This window comes from Streptomyces sp. CA-210063 (genome assembly GCF_024612015.1).
Lineage (GTDB): Bacteria > Actinomycetota > Actinomycetes > Streptomycetales > Streptomycetaceae > Streptomyces.
Genome location: NZ_CP102512.1, coordinates 8,149,122 through 8,175,436, shown reverse-complemented (window position 1 = coordinate 8,175,436; position 26,315 = coordinate 8,149,122). Strand labels below are relative to the sequence as shown.

At 70.6% G+C, this 26,315-nt stretch carries 30 protein-coding genes; 8 read left to right on the top strand and 22 right to left on the bottom strand.

Translation table 11 applies throughout. From position 1 onward, the window contains the following. The first annotated feature begins 125 nt into the window (after positions 1-125). Entirely contained in the window at positions 126-1,949 is a 1,824-nt protein-coding gene (locus JIX56_RS35705) for an endonuclease/exonuclease/phosphatase family protein (RefSeq protein WP_257546739.1), read from the top strand. A 13-nt stretch (positions 1,950-1,962) separates the two neighbouring features. On the opposite strand, the gene JIX56_RS35700 is transcribed toward JIX56_RS35705, so the two are convergent. The 3 genes from JIX56_RS35700 to JIX56_RS35690 form a co-directional block, all read right to left on the bottom strand. Next, complete coding sequence (locus tag JIX56_RS35700) at positions 1,963-2,706, bottom strand: SRPBCC family protein (RefSeq protein WP_257546737.1); 744 nt, start codon at positions 2,704-2,706, stop codon at positions 1,963-1,965. 16 nt (positions 2,707-2,722) lie between these two features. Further along, positions 2,723-3,361: an ArsR/SmtB family transcription factor gene (locus JIX56_RS35695; RefSeq protein WP_257546736.1), complete on the bottom strand. Its 639-nt coding sequence runs from the start codon at positions 3,359-3,361 to the stop codon at positions 2,723-2,725. A 101-nt stretch (positions 3,362-3,462) separates the two neighbouring features. Beyond that, positions 3,463-4,167, bottom strand: coding sequence for an antibiotic biosynthesis monooxygenase (locus JIX56_RS35690; RefSeq protein WP_257546735.1), 705 nt, complete (start codon positions 4,165-4,167; stop codon positions 3,463-3,465). Between the two features lie 112 nt (positions 4,168-4,279). On the opposite strand from JIX56_RS35690, the gene JIX56_RS35685 reads away from it, so the two are divergent. Beyond that, positions 4,280-5,380, top strand: coding sequence for a YihY/virulence factor BrkB family protein (locus tag JIX56_RS35685; RefSeq protein ID WP_257546734.1), 1,101 nt, complete (start codon positions 4,280-4,282; stop codon positions 5,378-5,380). A gap of 537 nt (positions 5,381-5,917) precedes the next feature. Here JIX56_RS35685 and JIX56_RS35680 read toward each other — a convergent pair. Continuing rightward, positions 5,918-6,190 carry a DUF3618 domain-containing protein gene (locus JIX56_RS35680; RefSeq protein WP_443031933.1) on the bottom strand — a complete coding sequence of 91 codons (273 nt, stop codon included), beginning with the start codon at positions 6,188-6,190 and terminating at the stop codon, positions 5,918-5,920. Then, positions 6,187-6,657 carry a phage holin family protein gene (locus tag JIX56_RS35675; protein WP_443031932.1) on the bottom strand — a complete coding sequence of 157 codons (471 nt, stop codon included), beginning with the start codon at positions 6,655-6,657 and terminating at the stop codon, positions 6,187-6,189. Before JIX56_RS35675 ends, JIX56_RS35680 begins: the two co-directional genes overlap by 4 nt. 227 nt (positions 6,658-6,884) lie before the next feature. Between JIX56_RS35675 and dapA the strand changes: the two genes are divergently transcribed. After that, the gene (gene dapA, locus JIX56_RS35670; RefSeq protein ID WP_257546731.1) at positions 6,885-7,784 is read left to right on the top strand and encodes a 4-hydroxy-tetrahydrodipicolinate synthase; all 900 of its coding nucleotides are present in this window, start codon (positions 6,885-6,887) and stop codon (positions 7,782-7,784) included. 8 nt (positions 7,785-7,792) lie between these two features. Here the strand turns inward: dapA and JIX56_RS35665 are convergent, their stop codons facing one another. The 6 genes from JIX56_RS35665 to JIX56_RS35640 all read right to left on the bottom strand — a co-directional run bounded on the left by JIX56_RS35665 (position 7,793) and on the right by JIX56_RS35640 (position 12,114). After that, complete coding sequence (locus JIX56_RS35665) at positions 7,793-9,025, bottom strand: WD40 repeat domain-containing protein (protein ID WP_257546730.1); 1,233 nt, start codon at positions 9,023-9,025, stop codon at positions 7,793-7,795. After that, the gene (locus JIX56_RS35660) at positions 9,022-9,579 is read right to left on the bottom strand and encodes a SigE family RNA polymerase sigma factor (protein WP_257551306.1); all 558 of its coding nucleotides are present in this window, start codon (positions 9,577-9,579) and stop codon (positions 9,022-9,024) included. Before JIX56_RS35660 ends, JIX56_RS35665 begins: the two co-directional genes overlap by 4 nt. 206 nt (positions 9,580-9,785) lie before the next feature. After that, positions 9,786-10,010 (bottom strand): hypothetical protein, encoded by a 225-nt coding sequence (locus JIX56_RS35655; protein WP_257546729.1) that lies wholly within the window; start codon positions 10,008-10,010, stop codon positions 9,786-9,788. Positions 10,011-10,114: 104 nt separating this feature from the next. Continuing rightward, positions 10,115-11,104: a 2,3,4,5-tetrahydropyridine-2,6-dicarboxylate N-succinyltransferase gene (dapD, locus tag JIX56_RS35650; protein ID WP_257546728.1), complete on the bottom strand. Its 990-nt coding sequence runs from the start codon at positions 11,102-11,104 to the stop codon at positions 10,115-10,117. A 153-nt stretch (positions 11,105-11,257) separates the two neighbouring features. Next, positions 11,258-11,794: a TetR/AcrR family transcriptional regulator gene (locus tag JIX56_RS35645; protein ID WP_257546727.1), complete on the bottom strand. Its 537-nt coding sequence runs from the start codon at positions 11,792-11,794 to the stop codon at positions 11,258-11,260. Next, a complete protein-coding gene (locus JIX56_RS35640; RefSeq protein WP_257546726.1) occupies positions 11,794-12,114 on the bottom strand; it encodes a DMT family transporter in 321 nt (106 codons plus the stop codon). The genes JIX56_RS35645 and JIX56_RS35640 overlap by 1 nt, the downstream gene beginning before the upstream one ends. A 294-nt stretch (positions 12,115-12,408) precedes the next feature. Between JIX56_RS35640 and JIX56_RS35635 the strand changes: the two genes are divergently transcribed. Then, positions 12,409-13,314: an AbfB domain-containing protein gene (locus JIX56_RS35635; protein WP_257546724.1), complete on the top strand. Its 906-nt coding sequence runs from the start codon at positions 12,409-12,411 to the stop codon at positions 13,312-13,314. Positions 13,315-13,384: 70 nt separating this feature from the next. Here the strand turns inward: JIX56_RS35635 and JIX56_RS35630 are convergent, their stop codons facing one another. The 8 genes from JIX56_RS35630 to JIX56_RS35595 all read right to left on the bottom strand — a co-directional run bounded on the left by JIX56_RS35630 (position 13,385) and on the right by JIX56_RS35595 (position 19,956). Next, positions 13,385-13,717, bottom strand: a complete 333-nt coding sequence (locus tag JIX56_RS35630) for a metal-sulfur cluster assembly factor (RefSeq protein WP_055636909.1) — start codon at positions 13,715-13,717, stop codon at positions 13,385-13,387. Continuing rightward, positions 13,714-14,178, bottom strand: a complete 465-nt coding sequence (gene sufU, locus JIX56_RS35625; RefSeq protein ID WP_257546723.1) for a Fe-S cluster assembly sulfur transfer protein SufU — start codon at positions 14,176-14,178, stop codon at positions 13,714-13,716. The genes JIX56_RS35630 and sufU overlap by 4 nt, the downstream gene beginning before the upstream one ends. Before the next feature lie 16 nt (positions 14,179-14,194). Beyond that, positions 14,195-15,451, bottom strand: coding sequence for a cysteine desulfurase (locus JIX56_RS35620; RefSeq protein ID WP_257546722.1), 1,257 nt, complete (start codon positions 15,449-15,451; stop codon positions 14,195-14,197). Beyond that, entirely contained in the window at positions 15,448-16,212 is a 765-nt protein-coding gene (gene sufC, locus JIX56_RS35615; protein ID WP_257546720.1) for a Fe-S cluster assembly ATPase SufC, read from the bottom strand. The genes JIX56_RS35620 and sufC overlap by 4 nt, the downstream gene beginning before the upstream one ends. A 7-nt stretch (positions 16,213-16,219) precedes the next feature. Beyond that, a complete protein-coding gene (locus JIX56_RS35610; RefSeq protein WP_031057580.1) occupies positions 16,220-16,537 on the bottom strand; it encodes a non-heme iron oxygenase ferredoxin subunit in 318 nt (105 codons plus the stop codon). Further along, positions 16,537-17,718: a Fe-S cluster assembly protein SufD gene (gene sufD / locus JIX56_RS35605; RefSeq protein WP_257546719.1), complete on the bottom strand. Its 1,182-nt coding sequence runs from the start codon at positions 17,716-17,718 to the stop codon at positions 16,537-16,539. The genes JIX56_RS35610 and sufD overlap by 1 nt, the downstream gene beginning before the upstream one ends. An 82-nt stretch (positions 17,719-17,800) precedes the next feature. After that, positions 17,801-19,225, bottom strand: coding sequence for a Fe-S cluster assembly protein SufB (sufB, locus tag JIX56_RS35600; protein WP_257546717.1), 1,425 nt, complete (start codon positions 19,223-19,225; stop codon positions 17,801-17,803). After that, positions 19,222-19,956: a helix-turn-helix transcriptional regulator gene (locus JIX56_RS35595; RefSeq protein WP_257546715.1), complete on the bottom strand. Its 735-nt coding sequence runs from the start codon at positions 19,954-19,956 to the stop codon at positions 19,222-19,224. The genes sufB and JIX56_RS35595 overlap by 4 nt, the downstream gene beginning before the upstream one ends. 161 nt (positions 19,957-20,117) lie before the next feature. On the opposite strand from JIX56_RS35595, the gene JIX56_RS35590 reads away from it, so the two are divergent. From JIX56_RS35590 to JIX56_RS35575, 4 genes are all read left to right on the top strand, one after another. Beyond that, positions 20,118-20,951 (top strand): aminoglycoside N(3)-acetyltransferase, encoded by an 834-nt coding sequence (locus JIX56_RS35590; RefSeq protein ID WP_257546713.1) that lies wholly within the window; start codon positions 20,118-20,120, stop codon positions 20,949-20,951. Positions 20,952-20,961: 10 nt separating this feature from the next. Beyond that, positions 20,962-21,885, top strand: a complete 924-nt coding sequence (locus JIX56_RS35585) for an ABC transporter ATP-binding protein (protein WP_257546711.1) — start codon at positions 20,962-20,964, stop codon at positions 21,883-21,885. Positions 21,886-22,027: 142 nt separating this feature from the next. Continuing rightward, complete coding sequence (locus tag JIX56_RS35580) at positions 22,028-22,744, top strand: ABC transporter permease (RefSeq protein ID WP_257551305.1); 717 nt, start codon at positions 22,028-22,030, stop codon at positions 22,742-22,744. 70 nt (positions 22,745-22,814) lie between these two features. Beyond that, on the top strand, positions 22,815-23,828 hold the full coding sequence (locus JIX56_RS35575; protein WP_257546709.1) for a COX15/CtaA family protein: 1,014 nt from the start codon (positions 22,815-22,817) through the stop codon (positions 23,826-23,828). A 13-nt stretch (positions 23,829-23,841) separates the two neighbouring features. On the opposite strand, the gene JIX56_RS35570 is transcribed toward JIX56_RS35575, so the two are convergent. Genes JIX56_RS35570 through JIX56_RS35560 form a run of 3 tightly spaced genes read right to left on the bottom strand, consistent with a single transcriptional unit; the run spans position 23,842 to position 26,247 of the window. Beyond that, a complete protein-coding gene (locus tag JIX56_RS35570) occupies positions 23,842-24,675 on the bottom strand; it encodes a nucleotidyltransferase (RefSeq protein ID WP_257546707.1) in 834 nt (277 codons plus the stop codon). 45 nt (positions 24,676-24,720) lie between these two features. Further along, positions 24,721-25,827 carry an amidohydrolase gene (locus JIX56_RS35565; RefSeq protein WP_257546705.1) on the bottom strand — a complete coding sequence of 369 codons (1,107 nt, stop codon included), beginning with the start codon at positions 25,825-25,827 and terminating at the stop codon, positions 24,721-24,723. Between the two features lie 57 nt (positions 25,828-25,884). Beyond that, the gene (locus tag JIX56_RS35560) at positions 25,885-26,247 is read right to left on the bottom strand and encodes a hypothetical protein (protein WP_257546704.1); all 363 of its coding nucleotides are present in this window, start codon (positions 26,245-26,247) and stop codon (positions 25,885-25,887) included. Positions 26,248-26,315: the final 68 nt, after the last annotated feature.

Here is a 26,315-nt window from a genome sequence, read left to right as displayed (position 1 = left end):
ACGCGGCCATCGGAGTCCGTCGGAGTCCGTCTGGGTTCTACGCGCGTCGCACCGGCCCCGCCGGTCGCAGGCCACCCCCGTCCACCCTCGTCCCGGCGCTCACGTACGTCCCCGGAGGGATCCCCTTGCCCAGCAAGAGAACCGCGCGCATCGGCGCGCTGACCGTCGCCACCATCTGCTCCACGGTGTCCGCCGTGGTCCTGACCTCGCCCGCCGAGGCGGAGTCGATACGCATCCACGACATCCAGGGCACGACCCGGACGTCCCCGCTCGCCGGTCAGCAGGTGACCGGAGTCGAGGGCGTCGTCACGGGTGTACGCACCTACGGTTCGCGCGGCTTCTGGATCCAGGACACCCGGGCGGACGCCGACCCGGCCACGAGCGAGGGTGTGTTCGTCTTCACCAGCTCCCGGCCGACGGTCTCGGTGGGCGACGCGGTGACCGTCTCGGGCTCGGTCTCCGAGTTCGTGCCGGGCGGCACTTCGTCCGGAAACCAGTCCGTGACGCAGATCACCCGCCCGACGATCACGGTGGTCTCCACGGGCAACGCCGTCCCGGCCGCGACCGTCATCGACGCCAAGTCGGTGCCGGGCAGGTACGCGCCGGCCGGTGACACCGCCGCCGGCGGCTCGGTCAACGGCCTGCCGCTCGCCCCGGCCACGTACGCCCTGGACCTCTACGAGTCCCTGGAGGGCATGAACGTCCAGGTCGCCGACGTCCGCGTGGTCGGTGCCACCGACCCGTTCACCGAGCTGTGGGTGACGGTGAAGCCCCGGGAGAACGCCAACCGCCGCGGCGGCACGGTCTACGGCTCCTACACCTCGCAGAACACCGGCCGGCTGCAGATCCAGTCGCTGGGTGCGGTCGCCGACTTCCCGAAGGCGAACGTCGGTGATGGGCTGAAGGGCACCACGGCCGGCCCCCTGGACTACAACCAGTTCGGCGGCTACACGCTCGTCGCCAACCGGATCGGCACCCTGGAGCAGGGCGGCCTGGAGCGCGAGACGACCCGCGAGCAGGCGCGCGGCGAGCTCGCGGTGGCGACGTACAACGTCGAGAACCTGGACCCCTCGGACGCCACCTTCGCGGACCACGCGGCCGCGATCGTGCACCACCTCCAGTCGCCCGACATCGTGACCCTGGAGGAGATCCAGGACAACAACGGCGCCACCAACGACGGTACGGTCGCCGCCGACCAGACGGTGCGGAAGCTGGTCGACGCGATCGCGGCGGCGGGCGGCCCGGCGTACGACTGGCGGTCCATCGACCCGGTGAACCTCGCGGACGGCGGCGAGCCCGGCGGCAACATCCGCCAGGTCTTCCTCTTCAACCCGGAGCGGGTCTCCTTCACCGACCGCGCGGGCGGCGACGCCGCGACCGCCGTCGGCGTGACGAAGTCCTACGGCAAGGCGCGGCTCACGGTCTCCCCCGGCCGTATCGACCCGGCGAACGCCGCCTGGACGAACAGCCGCAAGCCGCTCGTCGGCGAGTTCTCCTTCCGCGGCAAGCCCGTCTTCCTGATCGCGAACCACTTCGCCTCCAAGGGCGGCGACCAGTCGCTGCACTCGGAGTTCCAGCCGCCGAAGCGGAGCTCGGAGACCCAGCGCCACCTGCAGGCGGCCGCCGTGAACACCTTCGTCAAGGAGATCCTGGCGAAGGAGAAGAGCGCGGATGTCATCGTCCTCGGCGACATCAACGACTTCGAGTTCTCCGACACCGCCGAGCTGCTGGAGGACGACGGCGCCCTGTGGTCGGCGTTCAAGTCGCTGCCGAAGAGCGAGCGTTACTCGTACGTCTTCCAGGGCAACGCCCAGGTCCTCGACCAGATCCTGATCAGCCCCTCGATCCGGCGCTCCTGCGAGTTCACGTACGACAGCGTGCACATCAACTCGGAGTTCAACGACCAGATCAGCGACCACGACCCGCAGGTGCTGCGGTTCAAGCCGTAACCGTCAGTGGTTCTCAGGGCTGGCTGAACACGCCGTTCAGCCAGCCCTCCCAGGCCGTCTCGTCGGCCTTGGCGTCGGCGCCCGGCGCGAAGTCGTGGACGCTCATGCCGACGCGGTAACCCCAGTGGTTGCGGCCGAAGAAGCGGATCAGGGCGTCGTCGGTGCGCAGGCCGATGAAGTACGGGTCGCGGTAGTCGACCACGGCGTCGAGCAGCTGCCCCTCGGGTCCCTTGGCCTGGACGCGCGTCCCCGCGGCGGTGTCGTCCGCGAGGCCGAGCGCCCGCCCGACGGTGGTGAGCGCGTCGGCGCCCCCGGCCGTCTCGGGCCCGTCGAAGGTGGCGAACGCGGTGACCGGCCGACCCTCGAAGCGGGTCAGGTACTGGCGCAGGGTGTGCAGATAGAAGTCGGTGTGCTTGGAGGCGCCGTCGTACTGGTTGTCCCAGTCGTCGACGAAGACGCCGCTGTGCACGTACCGCACCCAGGCGCGCCGGCCGTCGTCGCGCGGTTCGATCGTGTAGTCGAGCTGGTTGACGGTCTGCTCGGCGATCTCCTCGACGTCCTCGACCCGGTTGGTGTACCGGTGCGGCGGGTCCCAGGCGGTGACCTCGGAGCCGAACGGCCCCTTGCCGCCGACCTGCGGCTCGGGCGCCTCCATCGGCCACAGCCAGCCGCCGGTACCGCTGGTGACGGCCTCCCACACCTGCTCGGGCGTGGCGTCGACCTCGAACTCGCGGGCGATCTCGAATTCCTTGGGCATGGTGAACTCCTGAGTACTACTGATCCAGTTCGGGGGCGGTCGGGTTCTCGGGCTCGACCGTGGCTTTGACCGTGGCTTTGACCGTGGGATGTACGGCGACGACGATGCGGTGACCGCGGCCGCCCTCGGCGTCGGGGGCGTCGTACTTGCGGAGGAGCGCGCTCACCCCGGCGGTCAGCTCCTGGACGAACGCGGCCCGGTCGGCGGCCGTGGCGAAGGTGACCTCGCCGTCGAGCGCGTAGGTCGCGAGCCGTTTGCGGGCCTTGGCCGCCCCCGTGATCAGTGACCCGACGTCCCGGACCAGCCGGGCGCCGAGCGCGAGCAGCCAGCGCGCGGAGAGCTGGTCCCGGAACCGGTCCGGGTCCGGCTGTACGGCGGCGAGCGCGAGCGGCGAGATCACGTACGACGCGGCGGTGGCCCGCATCAGCCGCTCGGTGACATTGCCCTTGCGGCGCTCCCCCGCCAGCTCGACCAGGCCGTGCTTCTCCAGCGCCTTCAGGTGGTAGTTCACCTTCTGGCGCGGCAGCCCGACCTTCCCGGCCAGCATGGCCGCCGACGCGGGCCCGGCGGCCAGCTCGGCGAGCAGCCGGGCCCGTATGGGGTCCAGCGAGACCGCTGCGGCCTCCGGGTCCTCGATCACGGTGACGTCCAACATGGCTCCACCCTCTCACCGAAAACTTTTCTTGTCCAGACGGTTGGATTTTTCGGCGGAGGGCGGAGGAGGGTGGAGAAGGGACGGAGGAGGGGCGGCCGAGGTCAGTCGGGGACGAGGCCGAGGGCGTACGCGTAGCGGTTGACCGTGCTGCTCTTCAGTCCCGGCCAGGTCTGCACGCGCTGCCACAGCCGCGTGGGTGGGCCGATGCCGTCGCCGGGGGCGGCGAGGGCGTCCATGTGGTCCTGGGCGGTCTCCCACTCGGCGTAGTTGAGGACGCGGGTGCCGTCGGTACTGACGTGGAAGTGGGTGGAGATGCCGCCGGGGTGCGGGTTCGGCTCGACGGACAGCGCCTCCTCGACGGCGTCCACCCAGGCCCGCTGCCGCGCCGGGTCCGGCCCGTCGAACTCGACGTCGACGATCACGACGCACCCCGGCACGCGTGCCGCACGGTCGTCCCGGGTGAGGCTGCGGTAGTGCCGGTAACGCCCGAGCCCCACCCGCTCGATCCCCGGCACGGCGGTGTCGATGGCGTCGTTGCGTTCCTGCCTCCGCGTCCTGACGAAGGCCTCGTACGCCTGCTCGTCGGCCCACTGCGAGTAGTGGAGCAGGCCGGAGCCGTCCTCCGCCGTATAGATGAAGTAGCCCAACAGCCCGTCGGCGGGCCACGGCCGCCGCTCCCAGGTGTCGGCGATGGCCTCGACGGTCTGCCGCTGCCGCAGGGGTGTGCCCACCCGCCAGGTGCTGAAGAAGGGCGCCCCGACGTCGGGGCGGTCGAGGACGGGATGTGCATCGGTACGGCGAGTCATGTCGCTCTCCGGTGGTCGGCGATCGTTCCGTGCATCCACCACCCTTCAACCTCAACCAAGATTCAGGTCAAGTCCGCGGTTCGGGGCCCGGATTCGGGAGACCCGCCCGGTCATGGACGCGAAGCGGCCCGAGGCCGAGCGGGTGGGGAAGGGACCGGAAACCCAGGCGGAGAGCCAGGAGGAAACCGGGGCGGAAACCGGGACGGAGACCGAGGAGCGGACCGGCGCGGGCGGTCCCGCCGGACTGCCGAGGCGTTCGTGGTGGGCGGTGGTACGGCGCACGGTCAAGGAGTTCCAGGACGACGAACTGTCCGACCGGGCGGCCGCGTTGACGTACTACGGCGTACTGTCGCTGTTCCCCGCGCTGCTGGTGCTGGTGTCGCTGCTCGGGGTCGCCGGGCAGCGCACGACCGACAGACTCCTGGACAACATCGGCGACTTGGCGCCCGGTCCCGCTCGGGACATCCTGCGGGACGCGGTCGTCCAGCTGGGTGAGAGCGGCGGCACGGGCGGAGTGCTGGCCATCGTCGGCCTCCTGGCGGCCGTGTGGTCGGCGTCGGGGTACGTGGCCGCGTTCATCCGCACCTCCAACGCGGTGTACGACCTGCCGGAGGGCCGCCCGGTGTGGAAGCTGACGCCCCTGCGGATCGCGCTGACCCTGGTGCTGATGCTGATGCTGGCGGCGAGCGCGATGATCGTGGTGTTCACCGGTCCCCTGGCCGAGCGCGCGGGCACGACGGTCGGGCTCGGCGACGCGGCCATCGCGATGTGGGACATCGCCAAGTGGCCGGTCCTGCTGGTGCTGGTGACCCTGATGATCGCGCTGCTCTACTGGGCCGCGCCCAACGTCCGCGGCCGGGGCTTCCGCTGGGTCAGCCCCGGCGGCGTCCTCGCCACGCTCATCTGGCTCGCCGCGTCGGCCGGCTTCGCCGTCTACGCCGCCCACTTCGGCTCCTACAACAAGACCTACGGCACCCTCGCCGGCGCCGTCGTCTTCCTCGTCTGGCTCTGGCTCACCAACCTGGCGATCCTCCTCGGCCTCGAATTCGACGCGGAACTCTCCCGCGAACGCGCCATCACCTCGGGCCGGCCCGCCACCGAGGAGCCCTACGTGGAACCCCGCGACACCCGCAAGTGGCCACCGCGCCTACAGGCCCTCCGAGAGGCCCGCGCACGCGCGACGGGCGGACCGGAGGCGATGGGCAGAGGGTGAGGAGACACCCCCTGCCGCAGATACCACCGCGTGCCAGTCGCGCCCCGTCGGCAGGCACCGCCGCCCGCCAGCGACAGGACTGACAGGGGGCGGCGCCTGCGGCGGGGGCCCGACTGGCAGGCGGCGGCGCCTACGGACAAGGAGCACGACTGGCAGGCGGTGCCCCTGCCGACCGAGGGGCACGGCTGGCGGGCGGCGTCATCTGCCGACCCTGGGCGATGGCGCCCTGACCAGGCGTGATCACGTCCGCCATGGAATCAACAGCGGCAGCGCGGAGGCACACCGCCCCTGCGATCGCCGGCCCCGGGCAGCCGCAGGTGTTCTCAGGCTGCCGCAGGTGCCAGTCCCGGCAGCCGCAGGCGTCCTGAGGCTGTCGCAGATGTCGGCCCCCGGGCCCAGGCAGCCCGGGAGCTGGTGCCGCACCGGAGGTGCAGGACTCGGCCCGCTGACGCGGAACCGTGGAAACAGAGCCTCGCCGAGCCCTGTGAGCTGGACTGATCACCAAGGCGAGTCGGGTGGGCGGGTGGGCGAAGTCGGTCAGTGGTAGTGCCGCCAGGCCAGTACTCCCGCCGCGGCCACGGCGGCCCCCGCGCCGCCCACGATCACCGCTTCCCGGGGCACACGGTCCCACGCGGAGTGGACCCTGGCCTTCACATCGGCCTTGGCGGCCAGTTCCTCGACGGTGTCGCCGAGCTGCGCCCGGGTCACCTCGATCTGCCGCCGGAGTTCGTCGGGACCCTTGGCTCCCGCCGAACCGTTGTGCTTGCTGGAGGCACCGGGCGTGCCGGACGTGCCGGATGTATGCGTCATCGCCGAGCCCTTCCCTTGATCTCGTCCACATCCGCCTTGACGCTGTCGAGCGCCAGCTCCGGCTTGGGAGGAGTGGCCCGCCGCAGTTGCGCGCGGCCGACCGCGGCCAGTACGGCGGCGATCAGGAACAGCACGCCCATGACGATGAGCGCGGCCGCCCACACGTCCAGCACGAGCGACAGCGCCGCGACCCCGGCGCCCGCGAGGGTCATGAACCCCACATAGGCGACGGCGCCGGCCGCGCCGAGGAGCCCCCCGCCGCGCCCCGCGCGCCGCCCCTTCTCGGCCAGCTCCTCCTTGGCGAGGGCGACCTCCTGTCGTACGAGCAGGGAGAGCTGTTCGGTGGCCTGCCCGACCAGTTCCCCCACGGAGTGGTGGTCGTGTTCGCCCGGCCCCGGACGCGCGTCTCGCACGGAGCGCACGGATCGCACGGATCGCGAGGGCCTGGTCTCGGTGGTACCGGTCACGGTGTCCCGCCTCCTCACATATCGGGACGCCCCGGGTACCCTCCCCGACCTGGGCTACCCCTGCGGCGGCGCCACCTCGGCGACCAGCCCGGGCACCCCGAGATCACCGGACAGCCCGGCCCCCGCAGTCCCGGACGACCGCCTCCCCCATCGTCGTAGCAATGCTCCCCTACACCTCGTAGAAGAATTAAGTGGAGCTTCACAATGACCCCGCCGAGACTACCCCTATGACCCTCACCCCCCGCCCCGCCCCCTTCGGCCGCGCCCTCTGCGCGATGATCACGCCCTTCACCGCGTCCGGCGCGCTCGATCTCGACGGGGCCCAACGGCTCGCCGACCGGCTGGTGGCTCAGGGGTGCGACGGGCTGGTGCTGTCCGGTACGACGGGCGAGTCGCCGACGACGACGGACACGGAGAAGGCGGAGCTGATCCGCGCGGTGCGCGCGGCGGTCGGCGACCGGGCCGTGATCGTGGCGGGGGTGGGCACCGCCGACACCCGGCACACCGTGGAGCTGGCATTGGCGGCCGAGAAGGCGGGCGCGGACGGCCTGTTGGCGGTGACGCCGTACTACAGCAGGCCCCCGCAGGACGCGGTCGAGGCGCACTTCCGCGAGCTGGCCGACGCCTCGGGACTGCCCGTCGCCCTGTACGACATCCCCGGCCGCACCGGCACCCGGATCGAACCGGAGACCATGATCCGGCTCGCCCGCCACCCCCGGATCGTGGCCGTGAAGGACTGCGCGTACGACCTCCTCGGCACCCAGAAGGTGCTGGCGGAGACGGAGTTGGCGTACTACACGGGCTGCGACGAGTACGTCCTGGCGCTGTACGCGATCGGCGGCTCCGGCTGCATCGGCACGGTCGCGAACGTGGCGCCCCGGCACTTCCGCTCGGTCATCGACGCGTTCGACGCGGGCGACACCGGCGAGGCGGCCCGGCTGCAGCGACGGACCATCCCGCTCACCGAGTTGATGATGTCCTCCGGTCTGCCCGGCACCGTCACGGCGAAGGCGCTCCTGGGACGGCTCGGCCTGCCCGGCGGGCCGGTGCGCGCACCGCTGCGGCCCGCCGGCCCGGAGGTGACCGACGGGCTGCTGGCGGCCTACGAGCGGCTCGTGGCCGCCTGAGACGAGGGTCAGCGGGTGGCGAAGACCGGGTTCCAGCGACCGCCCGCCCCGTCGTTGCCCTTGCGGGCGCCGCTCAGCGGGATGGTCCTGTCGCTGCCGATCGTGACGAGCACGAGGGCGTTGTGGAACTCGTTGTCGCCGGCGGTGATGTCCCAGGCGACGAGCCGCTTGTCGTCGACCCAGGCGAGCAGCTGCTGCCCGCGGATCTTGTGGAGTCGCTCGCCGGTGTGGGGATCGAGGATCTCGGAGGCCGTGGTCTTGGCGCCGCCCGCGAAGCCGCCGGCCGCGAGCTTGCCGTCCGGGGAGAGCCGTGCCTCCACCGACCAGGTCAGATACTTCTCGTTGGCCGGCTTGGCGACCTTGTTGCCCTTGAGGTCGTAGAACTGGTCGTGCGGTTCCGAGGTCAGCCCGGAGTAGACCAGCTTCGCGTCGCCGCTGAAGGCGAAGTCCTGACGGGCGTTGAGGACGCCCGTCTCGTTGCCGTCGTCGGCGGCGACCTCACTCCAGTCGGTCTTCCCGGAGTCGACGTCGACGACGTAGAAGCCGGTCCGGTGCGACGTGGACCAGTCCGAGTCGAAGTCGTTCATCTTGCCGTCGCCGTCGGAGTCGTAGTCCACCCTGGTCAGCAGATCCGGGTTCTCGCTGTAGGTGGTGGCCACGAGCCTGGTGCCGTCGGACGAGAACTCGACGCTCGCGACGCCCCGGTCGACCGGGATCCAGCGCTCGACCTCGCCGGTGAGCAGGTCGAGGAGCCCGATCCGCCGGGCCGGCAGATCCTTCTCCAGGACGGCGGCGGTCCGCATGCCGGGGGCGACCGAGACCATGGACCAGCGGGTGTCCGTGACGTACTTGCCGTTCTTCTGGTCGAGGATCCGGTAGGTGCGTTCCCTGACCGCTGTGTCCTTCTTCGAGGTCATGACGGTGTCCGAGGTGTACCAAGCGGCCAGCGCCACGTCCCCCGCCGCGATCAGGTCGCGCGGCGGCGACTGGTCGGGGTGGGCGATGATGTCGCTCTCGTTCTTCTCGGTGGCGAGCCGCAGCTCGTTCCTGCCGGAGTCCAGCAGCGGCACGGCCACCGCTACGGCGACCACGGCGGCGGTGGCCGCGGCGACGGTCGCGAGCGTACGGGTCCGGCGGCGGCGCCGGACGGTCAGCACCCGGTCGGCGAAGCCCGGCCCGAGGGGCGCTTGTTCGGCGGCCTGCTCCCGCAGGGACTCCCGCACCAGTTCGTCGACGTTCACGGACGCACCTCCACGGGCGAGAAATCACGGGACGGCTGCTGCTCGGCCTCGGCGGGACCGAGGGCGGCCAGCTCGGGCGCGAGCGCGCGCAGCCGGGCGAGCGAGCGGTGGGTGGTGGACCGGACGGTCCCGACCGAGCAGCCGAGGATCCGGGCCACCTCCCGCTCGGGCAGGTCCTCGAAGTAGCGGAGCACCAGCACGGTCCGCTGCCGGGCGGTCAGCCGGGCCAGCGCCCCGCGCATGACGAGCCGCAGCTCCACCCCGGCCGCGCCGTCCACGGCGCCGCCGCTCTCCGGCGGCTCGGCGACGGTCAGCTCCCGGCGCCGCCACTTCAGCCGCCACCGGCTGACCTGCTGCCGGTAGAGGATCCGCCGTACGTAGGCCTCCGGCTCGTCGATCCGCTGCCAGCGTCCGGCGGCCTTGATCAGCGCGTTCTGCAGCAGGTCCTCGGCGGCGTGCCGGTCCCCGCCGCTCAGCAGCACGGCCGTCTTCAGCAGCGCCGACGACCGCCCGGCCACGAACTCCCGGAAACTCTCCTGCCCCGCGGCATCCATCGTCACCTTCTCTTCCCCGGCGGGCCCCGTGTCCCGCCCCTGTGCCCCTTGTGACGCGCCGACCCGCCCGCCGCTATGCCGGGACGACGAAAAGACGCTGAAAAAGACGAATGACAAAGACGACCGAAAAGCGCCGGGAAACAGATCCGGGGCCCGTACGCGTGTGAACGCGTACGGGCCCCGGACCATACGGCCGGCCGTGCGGATCAGCCCCAGCGGTACCCGTCACCGAACAGCAGGGTGTGCTCCAGCACGTCCTCCATCGGGTCGTCGACCTGCCCGACGTTGATGAGCCCGATCCGGGGGCCGTTGTGCGAGGACTTGTTGGTCTCGTCGGCGTGCGCGGCCCCGGTCGGCAGCCAGCACACCGCCACCGTGGCCAGCACCCCCGTGACCACTCGCGTCACGGTCCTCGCCCGGTCGTTCCTCATCCCTCAGCCCCTCATTTCGTCGGTTCGGCCACTGATCGGACATGGCGTCCACCAGTTCATCTGCCTGGACCGGGCCGAGGTCACGCCGGGCAACCCGTACGGAGTCAGTTGTGGCTGTGCAGGATCTCGTTCAGGCCGCCCCAGACCGCGTTGTTCGGGCGGGCCTCGACCGTGCCGGTGACCGAGTTGCGGCGGAAGAGGATGTTCGAGGCGCCGGAGAGCTCGCGGGCCTTGACGACCTGGCCGTCGGGCATGGTGACGCGGGTGCCGGCGGTGACGTAGAGGCCGGCCTCGACGACGCACTCGTCGCCCAGCGCGATGCCGACGCCCGCCTCGGCGCCGATCAGGCAGCGCTCGCCGATGGCGATGATGACGTTGCCGCCGCCGGACAGGGTGCCCATGGTGGAGGCGCCGCCGCCGATGTCCGAGCCGTCGCCGACGACGACACCGGCGGAGATACGGCCCTCGACCATCGACGTGCCGAGGGTGCCCGCGTTGAAGTTGACGAAGCCCTCGTGCATGACCGTGGTGCCCTCGGCGAGGTGCGCGCCGAGGCGGACACGGTCGGCGTCGGCGATCCGGACGCCCTTGGGGGCGACGTAGTCCGTCATGCGCGGGAACTTGTCGACGGAGGTGACCTGGAGGTGCAGGCCCTCGGCGCGCGCGTTGAGGCGCACCTTCTCCAGCTCGTCGACGGCGACCGGGCCGAGCGAGGTCCAGGCGACGTTGGCGAGGAGGCCGAAGATGCCGTCCAGGCTCTGGCCGTGCGGCTTGACCAGGCGGTGGGAGAGCAGGTGGAGGCGCAGGTAGGTGTCGTGCGTGTCGACCGGCTTGTCGTCGAGCGAGGAGATGACCGTGCGGACCGCGACCACTTCGACGCCCCGGCGGGTGTCCTGACCGATCGCCGCGGTCGCGCCGCCGCCCAGCAGCTGCGCGGCCTGCTCGGCGGTCAGCCGCTCGGTGCCGGAAGGGCCCGGCTCGGCGGCGAGCTCGGGCGCGGGGAACCAGGTGTCCAGAACGGTGCCGTCGGCGGCGATCGTGGCGAGGCCGGCGGCCACGGCGCCGGTGGTGCGAGGAGCAGTCGTGTCGGTCATGAGGGCAACCTAACCGTCCGGGGGCTGTACGGGCCAACCGGCGGCGGGGGCGTCTCAGGGTGCGGTCCGGTCACCGGGTTCCCTACGAGCGCACCGGGTTCTCTCCCCTCAGGGACCGGACCGCGGCACGGAACGCCCGCCCGGGACCGCGGCTCAGGGAATCACCCGCGCCAGCACCTCCCGCGCGTACTCCTCGTCGTACGGCGCCCCCGTGAGCAGGACCTGCAAGCAGATGCCGTCGACCAGCGCGACCAGCGCCCGCGCGGTCACCGGGTCGGTGCGGCGGGCGAGGATGTCGGCGAAGCCCCGGCCCCACTCGTCGGCGACGGGCCTGAGGGCGGGCCGGCGCAGGGCGGCGAGGTAGAGCTCGTACTCCACCTCCACGCCCGTACGGTCCCCGGCGAGCCATTCGCTGCCCAGCGCGGCGAGTTCGGTGGCCAGGTCGGTGTCGGGGTCCCCCAGGGCGGCGCGTGCGGCGACGGTCTTCGCGAAGCCCTCGTTGGCCTGCCGCAGGGCGGCGACCATCAGCTCGTCGAGGGTCTTGAAGTGGTACGTCGTCGAGCCGAGCGGTACGTCCGCCTCGGCGGCCACGGTCCGGTGGCTCAGTCCGGCGATGCCCTTCGCCCCGACTACCCGGATCGCCGCGTCGATGATCCGCTGCCGCCGCTCGGGGTCGTGACGCCGGGCCATCAGTGGGCGCCTCCCAGGTTCAGCACCACCACTCCCGCGATGATCAGCACGATCCCGGCGGCCTTGGCAAGGCTCAGCCCCTCCCCGAAGAGCACCAGCCCGAGCACGGCGACCGTCGCGGTGCCGGCCCCGGACCAGATCGCGTACGCCGTGCCGATCGACATCGACTTCAGCGCCTGGGCGAGCAGCACGAAGGAGACGAGGTAACCCACCCCGGTGACCAACGACGGCCACAACTTGCTGAAGCCCTCGCTGTACTTCATGGCGGTGGTGGCGGCCACTTCGGCGGCTATGGCGCCGGCGAGCAACAGATATCCCATGTGTACGATCGTACACATGATGCGTACGCCCGTACACATCAGCCGTACGGGCGTGCTTATGGATGGAATTGACCGTCGACGAGCAGCAAGAGGCCCTGTTTTCGGGGCCGTTCTGTTATGCAAGCGCTCTCGGAAAGGGCTCCCCGCACACCACGTGGTCCACTACTGTTTCAACGGTCAATCTCCCGGATGCGTGACGACCGCCAGGGTTTTCACACACGGGTGACACGTACCACCGTCCCCGATCCGCATGACGATTCGCGTCCGCCTTTGGCGACGCCGAAGGAACCGCGCATGCCGCCAAAGAAGCCCGGACCTGATCCGGACGAGACGCCCAACCTTCCCGTGCTCAGATCCTCGAAGGTGTGGGAGACGGGTGTCGCCCCGAACGACACCCGAATACCGGGCACGCGCCGCCTGTGGCTGGCCGGCGCCCTCGCCCTCGCCGTCGTCTCCTCCTGCGTGACCGCGATCACCTTGCAGGGCATGGGACCTGACGAATCGTCACAGAACGACGGCCGTACCACCACCGCCGCGGACGACGGAGTCGTTCCCGCCCTCTCCCTCCCGCCCGCGTCGCCCTCCGCGACCTCGGCGCCGGACGGCAAGAGCGGCCTGACGAAGCCGCAGGAGTCCAAGGACGGCTCGAAGAACGACGACAAGGACAAGGAGTCAGGGGACTCCGACTCGTCCGAGAGCCAGCAGGGCGGTGCCAAGCCGACTTCCGAGCCGCCGAAGTCGACCACGCCCCCCAAGAAGCCGCCGTCCACCACCACCCGTAAGTCCGTACGGTCCGTCTACTACCCGGACCGCTACTGGCACCTGCGCAGCGGTGTGATCCAACTGGACCAGGTGAGCTCCCGCAGCGGAAGCGAGACCAGGGAGGACTCCTCCTTCAAGGTCGTCTCCGGCCTCGCGGACTCCTCCTGCTACTCCTTCCGCATGACGGACGGCCGCTACGTGCGCCACCAGAACTTCGTGCTCCGCGCGGCCGGCCACGACGGCTCCCGGCTCTTCAAGCAGGACGCCACGTTCTGCCCCCGCTCCGCGTACTCCTCGGACTCGATCATGCTGGAGTCGGTGAACTACCCCGGCCACTTCGTCCGCCACCGGAACTTCCAGCTCCGCCTCGAACGCCCCGAGCACAGCGGCCAGTTCTTCGCGGACGCCACGTTTCAGCTGGTGAAGGGCTTCTCCTGACCGGCCCGTGCACCGGACATGGGTGTGGCCCCCGGCGATTCGCCGGGGGCCACACCCATGTCCATGGATCTCAGACGTTGAACCCGAGCGCCCTGAGCTGCTCGCGGCCGTCGTCCGTGATCTTGTCGGGGCCCCACGGGGGCATCCAGACCCAGTTGATGCGGAGTTCGTTGACGAGGCCGTCGGTGGCGGACTTGGCCTGGTCCTCGATGACGTCCGTCAGCGGACAGGCCGCCGAGGTCAGGGTCATGTCGATCGTCGCGATGTTCGCGTCGTCGATGTGGATGCCGTAGATGAGGCCGAGGTTGACGACGTCGATGCCCAGCTCGGGGTCGACGACGTCGTACAGGGCCTCGCGGACCTCCTCCTCGGAGGCCGGCTTCATCTCCACTGTGTCGCTCATGCCGTCTTCCTTTCGGCTTCGGCGCCCAGCGCCTGGGCCGTCGCGTCCTTCCACGCCATCCAGCTGAGGAGGGCGCACTTCACCCGGGCCGGGTACTTGGAGACACCGGCGAACGCGACCGCGTCCTCCAGCACCTCCTCCATCGCGTCGTCCGGCTCGATCCGGCCCTTGGACTGCATCAGCTCCAGGAAGGTCTCCTGGATCTTCTGCGCCGCGGCCAGGTCCTTGCCGACGAGCAGGTCGTTCAGTACGGAGGCCGAGGCCTGGCTGATCGAGCAGCCCTGGCCCTCGTACGAGACGTCCTGGATGGTCGTGCCGTCGTACTTCACTCGCAGCGTGATCTCGTCGCCGCACGTCGGGTTCACGTGGTGCACCTCGGCGTCGCCATCCCGCAAGCCCCGCCCGTGCGGGTGCTTGTAGTGGTCCAGGATGACTTCCTGGTACATCGAGTCCAGCTTCATACGATCGCTCGTCCCATCAGCCGAAGAAGTTCCGTACGTGCTCCAGGCCTTCGACCAGCGCGTCGATCTCGGCCGGCGTGGAGTACAGATAGAACGACGCTCGGGTGGTCGCGGGAATTCCGTAGCGCAGGCAGACGGGTCGGGCGCAGTGGTGGCCGACCCGGACCGCGATGCCCTGTTCGTCGAGGACCTGGCCCACGTCGTGCGGGTGGATGTCACCGAGTGTGAAGGAGATCGCCGCGCCCCGCTCCTCGGCCGTGGCGGGACCGATGATCCTGAGGCCCGGGACCTCCGTCAGCCGCTTCACGGCGTACTCGGTGATCGCGTGCTCGTGGGCGAGGATCTTGTCCATGCCGATCGAGGTCAGGTAGTCGATCGCCGCGCCGAGACCGACCGCCTGGGCGATCGGGGGCGTGCCCGCCTCGAACTTGTGCGGGGCGGGGGCGTAGGTCGACGAGTGCATCGACACCGTCTCGATCATCTCGCCGCCGCCCAGGAACGGGGGCAGGTCCTCCAGGAGCTCCTGGCGGCCCCAGAGGACGCCGATGCCGGTCGGGCCGCACATCTTGTGGCCGGTGAAGGCCACGAAGTCGGCCTGGAGGGCCTGTACGTCCAACGGCATGTGCGGCGCGGCCTGCGAGGCGTCGATGCAGACCAGGGCGCCGACCTCCTGCGCCCGGCGCACTATCGCCTCGACGGGGTTGATCGTGCCGAGGATGTTGGACACCAGGACGAAGGAGACGATCTTCGTCTTCTCCGTGATGATCTCGTCGATGTTCGAGAGGTCCAGGCGGCCGTCGTCGGTGAGGCCGAACCACTTCAGCTTCGCGCCGGTGCGCTGCGAGAGCAGCTGCCACGGCACGATGTTGGAGTGGTGCTCCATCTCCGTGATGACGATCTCGGTCTCGGAGTCCACCCGGTAGGGCTCGTCGGCCCAGCCGAGCATGTTCGCCACGAGGTTCAGCGACTCGGAGGCGTTCTTGGTGAAGATCACCTCGTCGCGGCTGGGCGCGTTGATGAACGCGGCGACCTTGTCGCGCGCGCCCTCGTACAGCGCCGTGGCCTCCTCGGCGAGCACATGCACACCGCGGTGGACGTTGGCGTTGTAGCGCTCGTAGTACTCGCTCAGGGCGTCCAGCACCTGGCGCGGCTTCTGCGAGGTCGCCGCGTTGTCCAGGTACACGAGCTTCTGACCGTCGTGGACCTGGCGGTCCAGGATGGGGAAGTCCTTGCGGATCGCCTCGGTGTCGAGGAGGCCCGGCAGCTGTGTCACGCGGATACGCCACCCTTCGTGTATGCCTCGTATCCCTCGTTCTCCAGCTTGTCGGCGAGTTCGGCGCCGCCGGACTCGACGATCCGGCCCGCGGAGAAGACGTGGACGAAGTCGGGCTTGATGTAGCGCAGGATGCGCGTGTAGTGCGTGATCAGCAGGGTGCCGACCTCGCCGGTCTCACGGACGCGGTTGACGCCCTCGGAGACGACCCGGAGCGCGTCGACGTCCAGACCGGAGTCGGTCTCGTCGAGGATCGCGACCTTCGGCTTGAGCAGTTCGAGCTGGAGGATCTCGTGGCGCTTCTTCTCACCGCCGGAGAAGCCCTCGTTGACGTTGCGCTCGGCGAAGGCGGGGTCCATGTTGAGGCGCTGCATGGCCTCCTTGACCTCCTTCACCCAGGTGCGCAGCTTGGGGGCCTCGCCGCGGATGGCGGTGGCGGAGGTGCGCAGGAAGTTGGAGACCGAGACGCCGGGGACCTCGACCGGGTACTGCATCGCCAGGAACAGGCCCGCGCGGGCGCGCTCGTCGACGGACATCTCCAGGACGTCCTCGCCGTCGAGGGTGACGGTGCCGCCGGTGATCGTGTACTTCGGGTGACCCGCGAGCGAGTAGGCGAGCGTCGACTTGCCGGAGCCGTTGGGGCCCATGATGGCGTGCGTCTCGCCCTGCTTCACGGTGAGGTCGACGCCCTTGAGGATCTCCTTCGTGGCGTTGTCGGCCTCGACGGTGACGTGCAGGTCTCGGATTTCAAGCGTTGCCATGGGTGCCTCAGGACTCCTGGGTGAGGGAGACGAGCACGTCGTCCCCTTCGATCTTTACGGGGTATACGGGGACGGGGCGCGTCGCGGGAAGGCCGGACGGCTTGCCGGTGCGGAGGTCGAAGCTGGAGCCGTGCAGCCAGCACTCGATCTGGCAGTCCTCCACCTCGCCCTCGGAGAGCGATACGTTCGCGTGGGAGCAGATGTCGTGGATGGCGAACACCTCACCCTCGGTCTGCACGACCGAGACCGGCGTGCCGTCGAGTTCCACCCGCTTCGGGGTGTCCTCCTCCAGCTCGCTCAGCCCACAGGCGCGTACGAAGGCCATCAGACCGTGGCCTCCAGCTCCTCGTCGATCTTCACGAGAAGGCGTTCCTGGATGTCGTCCACGCCGATCTGCTGGACCAGCTCGGCGAAGAAGCCGCGGACCACCAGGCGACGGGCCTCGTCGGCCGGGATGCCGCGGGCCATCAGGTAGAAGAGCTGCTCGTCGTCGAACCGGCCGGTCGCGGAGGCGTGGCCGGCGCCGACGATCTCGCCGGTCTCGATCTCCAGGTTCGGCACGGAGTCGACGCGGGCGCCGTCGGTCAGCACCAGGTTGCGGTTCATCTCGTACGTGTCCGTGCCCTCGGCCTTGGCCTCGATGAGCACGTCGCCGATCCACACCGCGTGGGCGCCGTCGCCCTGGAGCGCGCCCTTGTAGGCGACGTTGGACTTGCAGTGCGGGGTGTTGTGGTCGACGAGGAGGCGGTGCTCCTGGTGCTGACCGGCGTCCGTGAAGTACAGACCGAAGAGCTCGGCCTCGCCGCCCGTGCCGGCGTAGGAGACGCGCGGGTGCAGGCGTACGAGGTCGCCGCCGAAGGTGACCACGAACGACTTGAAGGTGGCGTCCCGGCCGATCAGCGCGTTGTGCTGGCCCACGTGCACGGCCTTGTCGTCCCAGTCCTGGACGGAGACGACGGTCAGCTTGGCGCCGTCGCCCAGGACGTAGTCGACGTTGGCGGCGAGCACGGCGTCACCGGTGTGGTCGATGACGACGACGGCCTCGGCGAAGGCTCCGAGTTCCACGACCTGGTGGGCGAAGGCGGTGCCGCCCTCGCCGTGCACGGCGATGCGGATCGGCTCGGTGAGCACCGTCTCCTTGGGGACGGTGATCACGCCGGCCTTCTCGAACGCCGAGTAGGCCTGGGCGGCGACGCGGTCCACCGGGGTGCCCGCCTTGCCGAGGCGGGCGTCGTCACGACCGACGGTCTCGACGACGACGCCCTCGGGGGCGTCGATGTCGACCTTCAGGCCGTCGCCGGTGGCGACCGCGGTGCCGTCGTGCAGCCCGCGCAGGCGCTCCAGCGGGGTGAACCGCCACTCCTCCTCACGGCCGTGCGGGACCGGGAAGTCCGCCACGTCGAAGGACGGGGGCGCGCTCATGCGCGTGGCGACGGTCGACTCTGCGGCCACCGCGATCTGGCCGGCGGTGGTCGAGCCCACCGGGATGTTCTGAGCCTCAGCCATGGCTGTCGGTCTGCTCTCTTCCTACGTGTTGCGATCCTCGGCCCGCCGAGGGCGGGCCGCTAGCTACCGGACAGGCGGCGGGTCAGCCGACCGCGCCTTCCATCTGCAGCTCGATCAGCCGGTTGAGTTCCAGGGCGTACTCCATGGGCAGCTCCTTCGCGATGGGCTCGACGAAGCCGCGCACGATCATCGCCATCGCCTCGAACTCGCTCAGACCGCGGCTCATCAGGTAGAAGAGCTGGTCCTCGGAGACCTTGGAGACGGTCGCCTCGTGGCCCATGGACACGTCGTCCTCGCGGACGTCCACATAGGGGTACGTGTCGGAGCGGGAGATGGTGTCGACGAGCAGCGCGTCGCACAGCACGTTCGACTTGGAGCCGTGGGCGCCCTCACCGATCTCGACGAGACCGCGGTAGGACGTACGACCGCCACCGCGCGCCACCGACTTGGAGACGATGTTGGAGGAGGTGTTCGGCGCCATGTGGACCATCTTGGAGCCGGCGTCCTGGTGCTGCCCCTCGCCCGCGAAGGCGATGGACAGGGTCTCGCCCTTGGCGTGCTCGCCCATCAGGTAGACGGCCGGGTACTTCATGGTGACCTTGGAGCCGATGTTGCCGTCGATCCACTCCATGGTCGCGCCCTCGTACGCCACGGCGCGCTTGGTGACCAGGTTGTAGACGTTGTTCGACCAGTTCTGGATGGTCGTGTAGCGGCAGCGGGCGCCCTTCTTCACGATGATCTCGACCACCGCGGAGTGGAGGGAGTCCGACTTGTAGATCGGCGCCGTACAACCCTCGACGTAGTGGACGTAGGCGTCCTCGTCGACGATGATCAGCGTCCGCTCGAACTGGCCCATGTTCTCCGTGTTGATACGGAAGTAGGCCTGGAGCGGGATCTCCACGTGCACGCCCTTCGGCACGTAGATGAAGGAACCGCCGGACCACACCGCGGTGTTCAGCGACGCGAACTTGTTGTCGCCGACCGGGATGACCGTGCCGAAGTACTCCTTGAAGAGCTCCGGGTGCTCCTTCAGGGCGGTGTCGGTGTCGAGGAAGATGACGCCCTGCTCCTCCAGGTCCTCGCGGATCTGGTGGTAGACGACCTCGGACTCGTACTGGGCCGCGACACCGGCGACGAGGCGCTGCTTCTCCGCCTCGGGGATGCCGAGCTTGTCGTACGTGTTCTTGATGTCCTCGGGCAGGTCCTCCCAGGACTCCGCCTGCTTCTCCGTGGAGCGCACGAAGTACTTGATGTTGTCGAAGTCGATGCCCGACAGGTCCGAGCCCCAGTTCGGCATGGGCTTCTTCTCGAAGAGGCGCAGGCCCTTGAGACGGAGCTTGGTCATCCACTCCGGCTCGTTCTTCTTCGCGGAGATGTCGCGGACGACGTCCTCGTTGATACCGCGCTTGGCAGAGGCACCGGCCACGTCGGAGTCGGCCCAGCCGTATTCGTAGTTGCCCAGACCCTCGAGCTCGGGGTGGGCAGTCTCCTCGATGGGGAGCGTCATGCGGGGTTCCTCCCGGCGGTGCTTGCAGATGCGGTGTCGGTGGCTGTCTTGGAAATTCTGGGGATGAACGTCGTGCAGACGCCGTCGCCGTGGGCGATGGTGGCCAGCCGCTGGACGTGTGTACCGAGCAGTTCGGCGAAGAGTTCGGTCTCGGCCTCGCAGAGCTGCGGGAACTGCTCGGCGACATGGGCGACCGGACAGTGGTGCTGGCAGAGCTGCTCACCCTGGTGGGGGTGGGGGGCACTGCGAGCCGTAGCAGCGTACCCGTCGGCGCTCAAGGCCTTGGCCAGAGCTTCTGTCTTCTGTTCGGGGCCCGCGGCCTCGACGGCCTTGCGGTAGGCGCCGGCCTGGGCGGCGACCCGGGCCCGGGCGAAGGCGGCGACGGCCTGCGCCCCGCCCTCCTGGTCCGCGATCCAGCGGAGCGCGTCCGCGGCGAGCTTGTCGTACGACTGGTCGAAGGCGTCGCGCCCGCAGTCCGTCAGGGCGAACACCTTGGCCGGGCGCCCCCGCGTGCGCGCACCGTAGACGCGCTGCTCACGGGGTTGTACGACGTCGTCGGCGACCAGTGCGTCGAGGTGCCGGCGGACGGCCGCCTGGGTCAGCCCGAGGCGTCCGGCGAGGTCGGCCACGGTGGACGGGCCGTGGTCCAGGATGGACCGCGCGACCCGGTTGCGCGTGGAGCGCTCACCGGTCGCGAGTTCCTCCTGCGGAGCCTCGCCAACGTTTTTCACAACGCCATTGTTGCGTAATTCCTCGGGGAGGGGCAAGCCGCGTCCGAACGAGCGGACGGTGCCGTGCATCACTTAGGTATACCTAAGGTGACCTGCGGAAACGATCATTGATCGATCAAACGGGTGGCGTCGCGAAGGCCGCTCCGGAAGACTGCCACACCATGTCGACAACCCCTCCCACCGGCCCACTTGTCACCCGTGAGGGCTTGGCCGCGGACCTGCGCGCGACCGGTGTCAACCCCGGCGAGACCCTCCTCGTGCACTCCTCGCTCAGCGCGCTCGGCTGGGTCTGCGGAGGCCCCGTCACGGTCGTCCGGGCGCTGCTCGACGCACTCGGTCCGGACGGCACCCTGGTCGTCCCCAGCCAGACCGGCCAGCTCTCGGACCCGGCACTGTGGGCGTACCCGCCGGTGCCGGAGGAGTGGTGGGGGCTGATCCGGTCGACCATGCCCGCCTACGACCCGCGCACCACCCCCACTCGCGGGGTCGGCGTGATCCCCGAGACGGTACGGACCTGGCCGGGCGCCCTGCGCAGCGCGCACCCCCAGACGTCCTTCGCGGCGATCGGCCCGGGCGCGGCGGCGATCCTCGCGGACCACGCCCCCGACTGCCGCCTCGGCGAGCGCAGCCCCCTGGCCCGGCTGGAGAAGGCGGGCGCCCGCGTGCTCCTCCTCGGCGCGGGCTACGACTCCTGCACCAGCTTCCACCTCGCCGAATACCGGATACCCGCGCCCCTGGTCCAGGTCGGCCGCCCGGGCCCGGACGGCTGGGAGGTGGTGACCGAGGTGTCGATCGACTCGGACCGCTTCGACGAGCTGGGGTGGGACTTCGAGCGCGATCACGGGGTCGTACGGGGAAAGGCGGGCGCGGCGGACGTACGTCTGTTCCCGGTGGCCGACGCGGTGGCGTACGCCGAGCGCTGGCTCCCGACGCACCGTCCCCGTGAGGAGGAGATCTCCGGACCCGCCCCTCTGGGCACCCGGCCGCGTCCCTAGACTCGGGCCCATGCGAAGTGACCCCGTGGTCCAGGTCCGGTCCCTGGTGAAACGGTACGGCGACAAGACCGCGGTGGATGGCCTCGACCTGACGGCCCGAGAGGGCGTCACCGCCGTGCTCGGACCCAACGGCGCGGGCAAGACGACCACGATCGAGACGTGCGAGGGCTACCGGAAGCCGGACTCCGGCTCGGTCTCCGTCCTCGGCCTCGACCCGGTCCGCGAGGCGGCGGCGCTGCGCCCCCGGCTCGGCGTGATGCTCCAGTCCGGCGGCGTCTACTCCGGCGCCCGAGCCGACGAGATGCTGCGGCACGTGGCCAAGCTGCACGCCCACCCCCTCGATGTGGACGCCCTCATCGAGCGCCTGGGCCTCGGCTCCTGCGGTCGCACGACCTACCGGCGGCTCTCCGGCGGCCAGCAGCAGCGCCTCGCCCTCGCCATGGCCGTGGTCGGCCGCCCCGAGCTGGTCTTCCTGGACGAGCCGACCGCCGGCCTCGACCCGCAGGCCCGCCGGGCGACCTGGGAACTCGTCCGGGACCTGCGCACGGACGGTGTCTCGGTCATCCTCACCACGCACTACATGGACGAGGCCGAGCAGCTCGCCGACGACGTCGCGATCATCGACGCCGGCCGGGTCATCGCCCAGGGCACGCCCGAGCAGCTGTGCAGGGGCGGCGCCGAGAACACCCTCCGCTTCACCGGCCGCCCGGCCCTCGACGTCGGCTCCCTGCTGAAGGCCCTCCCGGCGGACTCCACCGCCCTCGAACTGACGCCCGGCGTCTACCGGGTGACCGGCAAGATCGACCCGCAACTCCTGGCGACCGTCACCTCCTGGTGCGCCCAGCACGGGGTGATGCCGGACCGGATCTCGGTGGAACGGCACACCCTGGAGGACGTGTTCTTGGAGCTGACCGGCAAGGAGTTGCGTTCATGATCCAGGCCAGCACACGGACCGGCTGGGGGTCCGGGGGTCATCCCCCGGGAAGGCACAGCCTGGAGCTGACCGGCAAGGAGCTGCGCTCGTGACCACCACCGGCACCTACACGCCGAAGCCGGGCGCCGCCCCCCTCCCCCGCATGATCGCGGCGCAGGCGGCCCTGGAGACGAAGATGCTGCTGCGCAACGGCGAGCAGCTGCTCCTGACGGTCGTCATCCCGACCCTGCTGCTGGTGCTCTTCGGCTCGGTGGACATCGTCGACACGGGCGAGGGGAAGGCCGTCGACTTCCTGGCCCCCGGCATCCTCGCGCTCGCCGTGATGTCGACGGCGTTCACGGGACAGGCGATCGCCACGGGCTTCGAGCGCCGCTACGGCGTGCTGAAGCGGCTGGCGGTCTCGCCGCTCCCCCGCTGGGGCCTGATGACCGCGAAGACCCTGTCCGTGCTGGTCACGGAGGTCCTCCAGGTCGTCCTCCTCACGGGGATCGCCTTCGCGATGGGCTGGTCGCCGCACGGCAACCCCTTCGCCGTACTGCTCCTGCTCGTCCTCGGTACGGCCGCCTTCTCCGGTCTCGGTCTGCTGATGGCGGGCACGCTGAAGGCGGAGGCGACGCTCGCGGCGGCGAACCTGGTGTTCCTGCTGCTGCTCGTGGGCGGCGGTGTGGTGGTCCCGCTGGACAAGTTCCCGGACGCGGCGCAGAGCGTGCTCGGACTGCTGCCGATCGCCGCCCTGTCGGACGGTCTGCGGGACGTCCTCCAGCACGGGGCCGGGATGCCGTGGGGCGACCTCGGGATCCTCGCCGTGTGGGCGGTGCTCGGGCTGGGCGCGGCGGCACGCTTCTTCCGCTGGGAGTAGACGCAGGTCACGGTGGCGGTCACGGAGGGGGCCCACCCCTCGTGAATACGTGCACAAGCGGCGGCCTACGATGGTGCGCGTGCCGAAAGTGACCCGCGACGACCTCGTCTCCGCTGCGCGCAACCCGCTCGCCTTCATCGCCGAACGCTGGACCCCGGACCCCAGAACGGTCCGGCGTGCGGCCCTCGCCGCGCTCGTCATGGCGGTGGTCATCGTGGTGACCGGCGGTGCCGTACGGCTCACCGGGTCGGGCCTCGGCTGCCCGACCTGGCCCAAGTGCACCGACGACTCGCTCACCGCCACCCGTGCGATGGGCGTGCACGGTGCCATCGAGTTCGGCAACCGCATGCTGACGTACGTGCTGTGCGCGGCGGTCGGCTGGGCGATCATCGCCGCGCGCTCGGAGAAGCCCTACCGGCGCAGCCTCACCAAGCTGGGCTGGACGCAGTTCTGGGTCGTCATGAGCAACGCGGTGCTCGGCGGCATCGTCGTACTGGTCGGCCTCAACCCGTACACGGTGGCCGCGCACTTCCTGCTCTCCACCGCGCTCATCGCCGTCGCCGCCGTGATGTGGCACCGCACCGGTGAGAGCGACACCGCCCCGCGTCCGCTCGTCGGCAAGGCGGTGCGGCAGCTGGTGTGGGCCCTGGTGGGCGTCACGCTGCTGCTGATCGCGGTGGGCACGGTCGTCACCGGCGCGGGTCCGCACGCCGGTGACTCGAGCAAGGTCGAGCGCATCCCCCTGAACTGGGAGAACGTCACCAAGCTGCACGCCGTCCTGGCCTGGATCGTGGTGACGCTGGCCTTCGCCCTGTGGTTCGTCCTCAGGGCCGTCGACGCCCCCGCCGGTCCCCTGCGCCGCACCCGCGACCTGTTCCTGATCCTCCTGGCCCAGGGCGCCGTGGGCTACGTCCAGTACTTCACCGACCTCCCCGAGGTCCTGGTCGGCGCCCACATGTTCGGCTCCTGCCTGGTGTGGATCGCCACCCTCCGGGTGCTGCTGTCCCTGCGGGAGCGGTCGGCGGACGAGGTGGACGTGCCGGGTCCGGCGGCGGTGGAGACACCGGTCGCCGCGCGCGGCTGAGCCCGTCCCGGCCTCAGCCGTACGTCCGTACGAGGTCGTCGGTCGCCGGGCCGAGGAACGCCCGGGTCAGCTCGCCACGGTGCGGCACCTCCTCGGCCCGCTGCCCGTACCGGCGCCGCCTGATGTCGTCGACCACCTCGGCGGGCGCGCCCAGGGTGGGCAGCAGGTCCAGGGCCTCGCGCTTGGTGATCAGCCGGCCGTCGCGCAGGGCGGCGGTGGCGCGGGCGTGGGTGAGCAGGCCGAGGTCGACCCAGACGTCCTGGTTCCAGAGGTGGGCCTTGTCGACCGCCGGGCGCCAGAACTCCTGCTGGTCTCGGACGACGAACGCGTCCAGCTCGATGTCCGACACCGGCGGCAGCAGCCCCTTGGGCGATTCGCCGTGCAGGACTAGGCCGAACGTGTGCAGCTCGCGCCGGGTGACCGGGGTGACCGTCCGCCGGAACAACTGCTCGTGCGCCCAAGTGAGGTGCTTGCGCTGGGCGTCGTCCGTCGTCCCGGAGGTCAGATAGGTGCAGTGCAGCAGGGCGGCCAGCGGTTCGTGGCGCAGACGGGCGTGCAGCCGTGCCACCCGCCAGGCCGTCCTCGCCGTGACCGGGCCGGCCAGCACGGCGATCAGGTCCAGGTCGCTGCGGCCCTCCTGATAATCGCCCCCACCGAGAGAGCCGTGGGCCCAGACGGCGAGCGGCGCCAGGCCGTCCTGGAGTTCATCGAGGAAGCGGTCGAGCAGATCGGCGGTCTCGGGGCCGGTGTCGGCCAGGGCGGCGGCCCCGGTGGTAGTGCCGGTGGGGGTCCTGCCTCCGCCGAATAAAGGAGTGGGCTCGGTGATGATCCCGTCGCTGCGTGTCATACGCCCAGTCTGTACAGCTCGCGCCGACCCCGTACACCCGAAGGTTCACTCCAACCCGTACACCCGGCGCGCGTTCCCCGCCGCGATCAGCGCCGCCACGCGCTGCGCGTCCACCGGCGACCACGCGCCCTCCGCCACCCAGGTCCCCAGCACCCGCGCCAGCGCCTCCCGGAACAGCCGGGCCCCGACCACATGCAGCTCGGGCAGGCCGTGGGCGCCGCTGGAGAAGAGGAGCTTGCCGAAGGGCGCCAGTTCCAGGACCTCGGCGAGTACGGCGGCGGCCCGGGCGCCGGTGTGGACGAGTTCGGCGCCCAGGTCGGCGTAGACGTGCGGGAAGACACCGGCGAGATGGGCCGCGTGCCGGTGGTAGGGGTAGCCGTGCAGCAGGACCAGGTCGGTGCCGAGACCCGCCGTGGCGCGGGCGAAGTCGGTGAGCAGGACGGGGTCCGTACGGTCGATGCGCAGGCCCGGTTCGCCGAGGCCGGCGTGGAGTTGCAGGGGGCGGCCGGAGGCGACGGCGATCCACAGCAGATGCCGCAGCAGGACCGGGTCGGTGAGCTCCCCGCCGACCGGCCGGTGCGTGAGCCAGCGCCCCACCGCGCCCCGCACCTCCCCCGGCCCGGGCGGTTCGGGCGCCAGCGCCAGGCCGTGCCGTACGCCCGCCACCGACGCGAAGGCGACGGCGTTCGCGGCCGCCGCGTGGACCGACTCGGCGAGATTGGCCAGGAACGACTCGACGGTGCCGGAGGTGTCGGCGACCTGTTCGGCGAGGAGTTCGAGGCGGACGATCTCGTGTGCGTCCGCGTCTCCCGTGGAGGCCATCTCGCCCGGGCCGGTGAGGTCGCCCGGCAGCCCGGTGTCGACGAGGTAGGTGGTGATGCCGCTGCCCCGCAGCAGTCTGCGGCCCGCCTCCAGTACGCCCAGTTCACGGCGTCGGGCGAGGTAGCGGGCCGGTGGGCAGTGGGGTTCCAGGCCCAGCAGGGGCGGGCACCAGCGGCGTACCGCGAAACCCGTCTGGGTGTCGAAGAAGGTGGTGCCGGGCGCCGGCGGTCCCTCACTGCGGGCGAGGTGGGCCTCGAAGGTGCCGAGGCCCAGCTCCGTTCTCAGTACGCCGTGGCAGTACTGGTCCACGAGGGACGGCGTTTCGATCATCCGGACTCCCCGAGACTGGACCCGTGTGCTCCACAGGTCCTAACGGGTGAGTCCGCCTCAGGTGTTGCTGTTGCTCGGTCCGCCGACCTGGATTCCGGCCATCCGTGTCCACTCGTACGGGCCGGTCTTCACCTTGGCGGCGAACTCCCCGTCGAAGTCCTCGTGGACGGTGACGCCGGCCTTCTGCACGGCCTGCTCGGCGATGGCGTAGGTGGGGGCCACGAGGTCGCCCCAGCCGCCGTCCTCGCCGACGAGCACGATCCTCGCTCCGCGCTGGCCCATGTAGGCGACCTGGGCCTCGGCTCCGCCGTGGGCCTTGGAGAAGGCGCCGATCTGCTTGGCCAGCCGGGTCGCTCGGCGCTCGGCCTTGGCGGCCTGCTTGGCGTCCTTGGCCTCGTCAACCTGCTTGGTGTCTGCCATGGTCAGGATGCTACCGATGGGTAAAGCAGGGGGCCACGGCAGGGCCGCGTGGCCTTGAACACGAAACC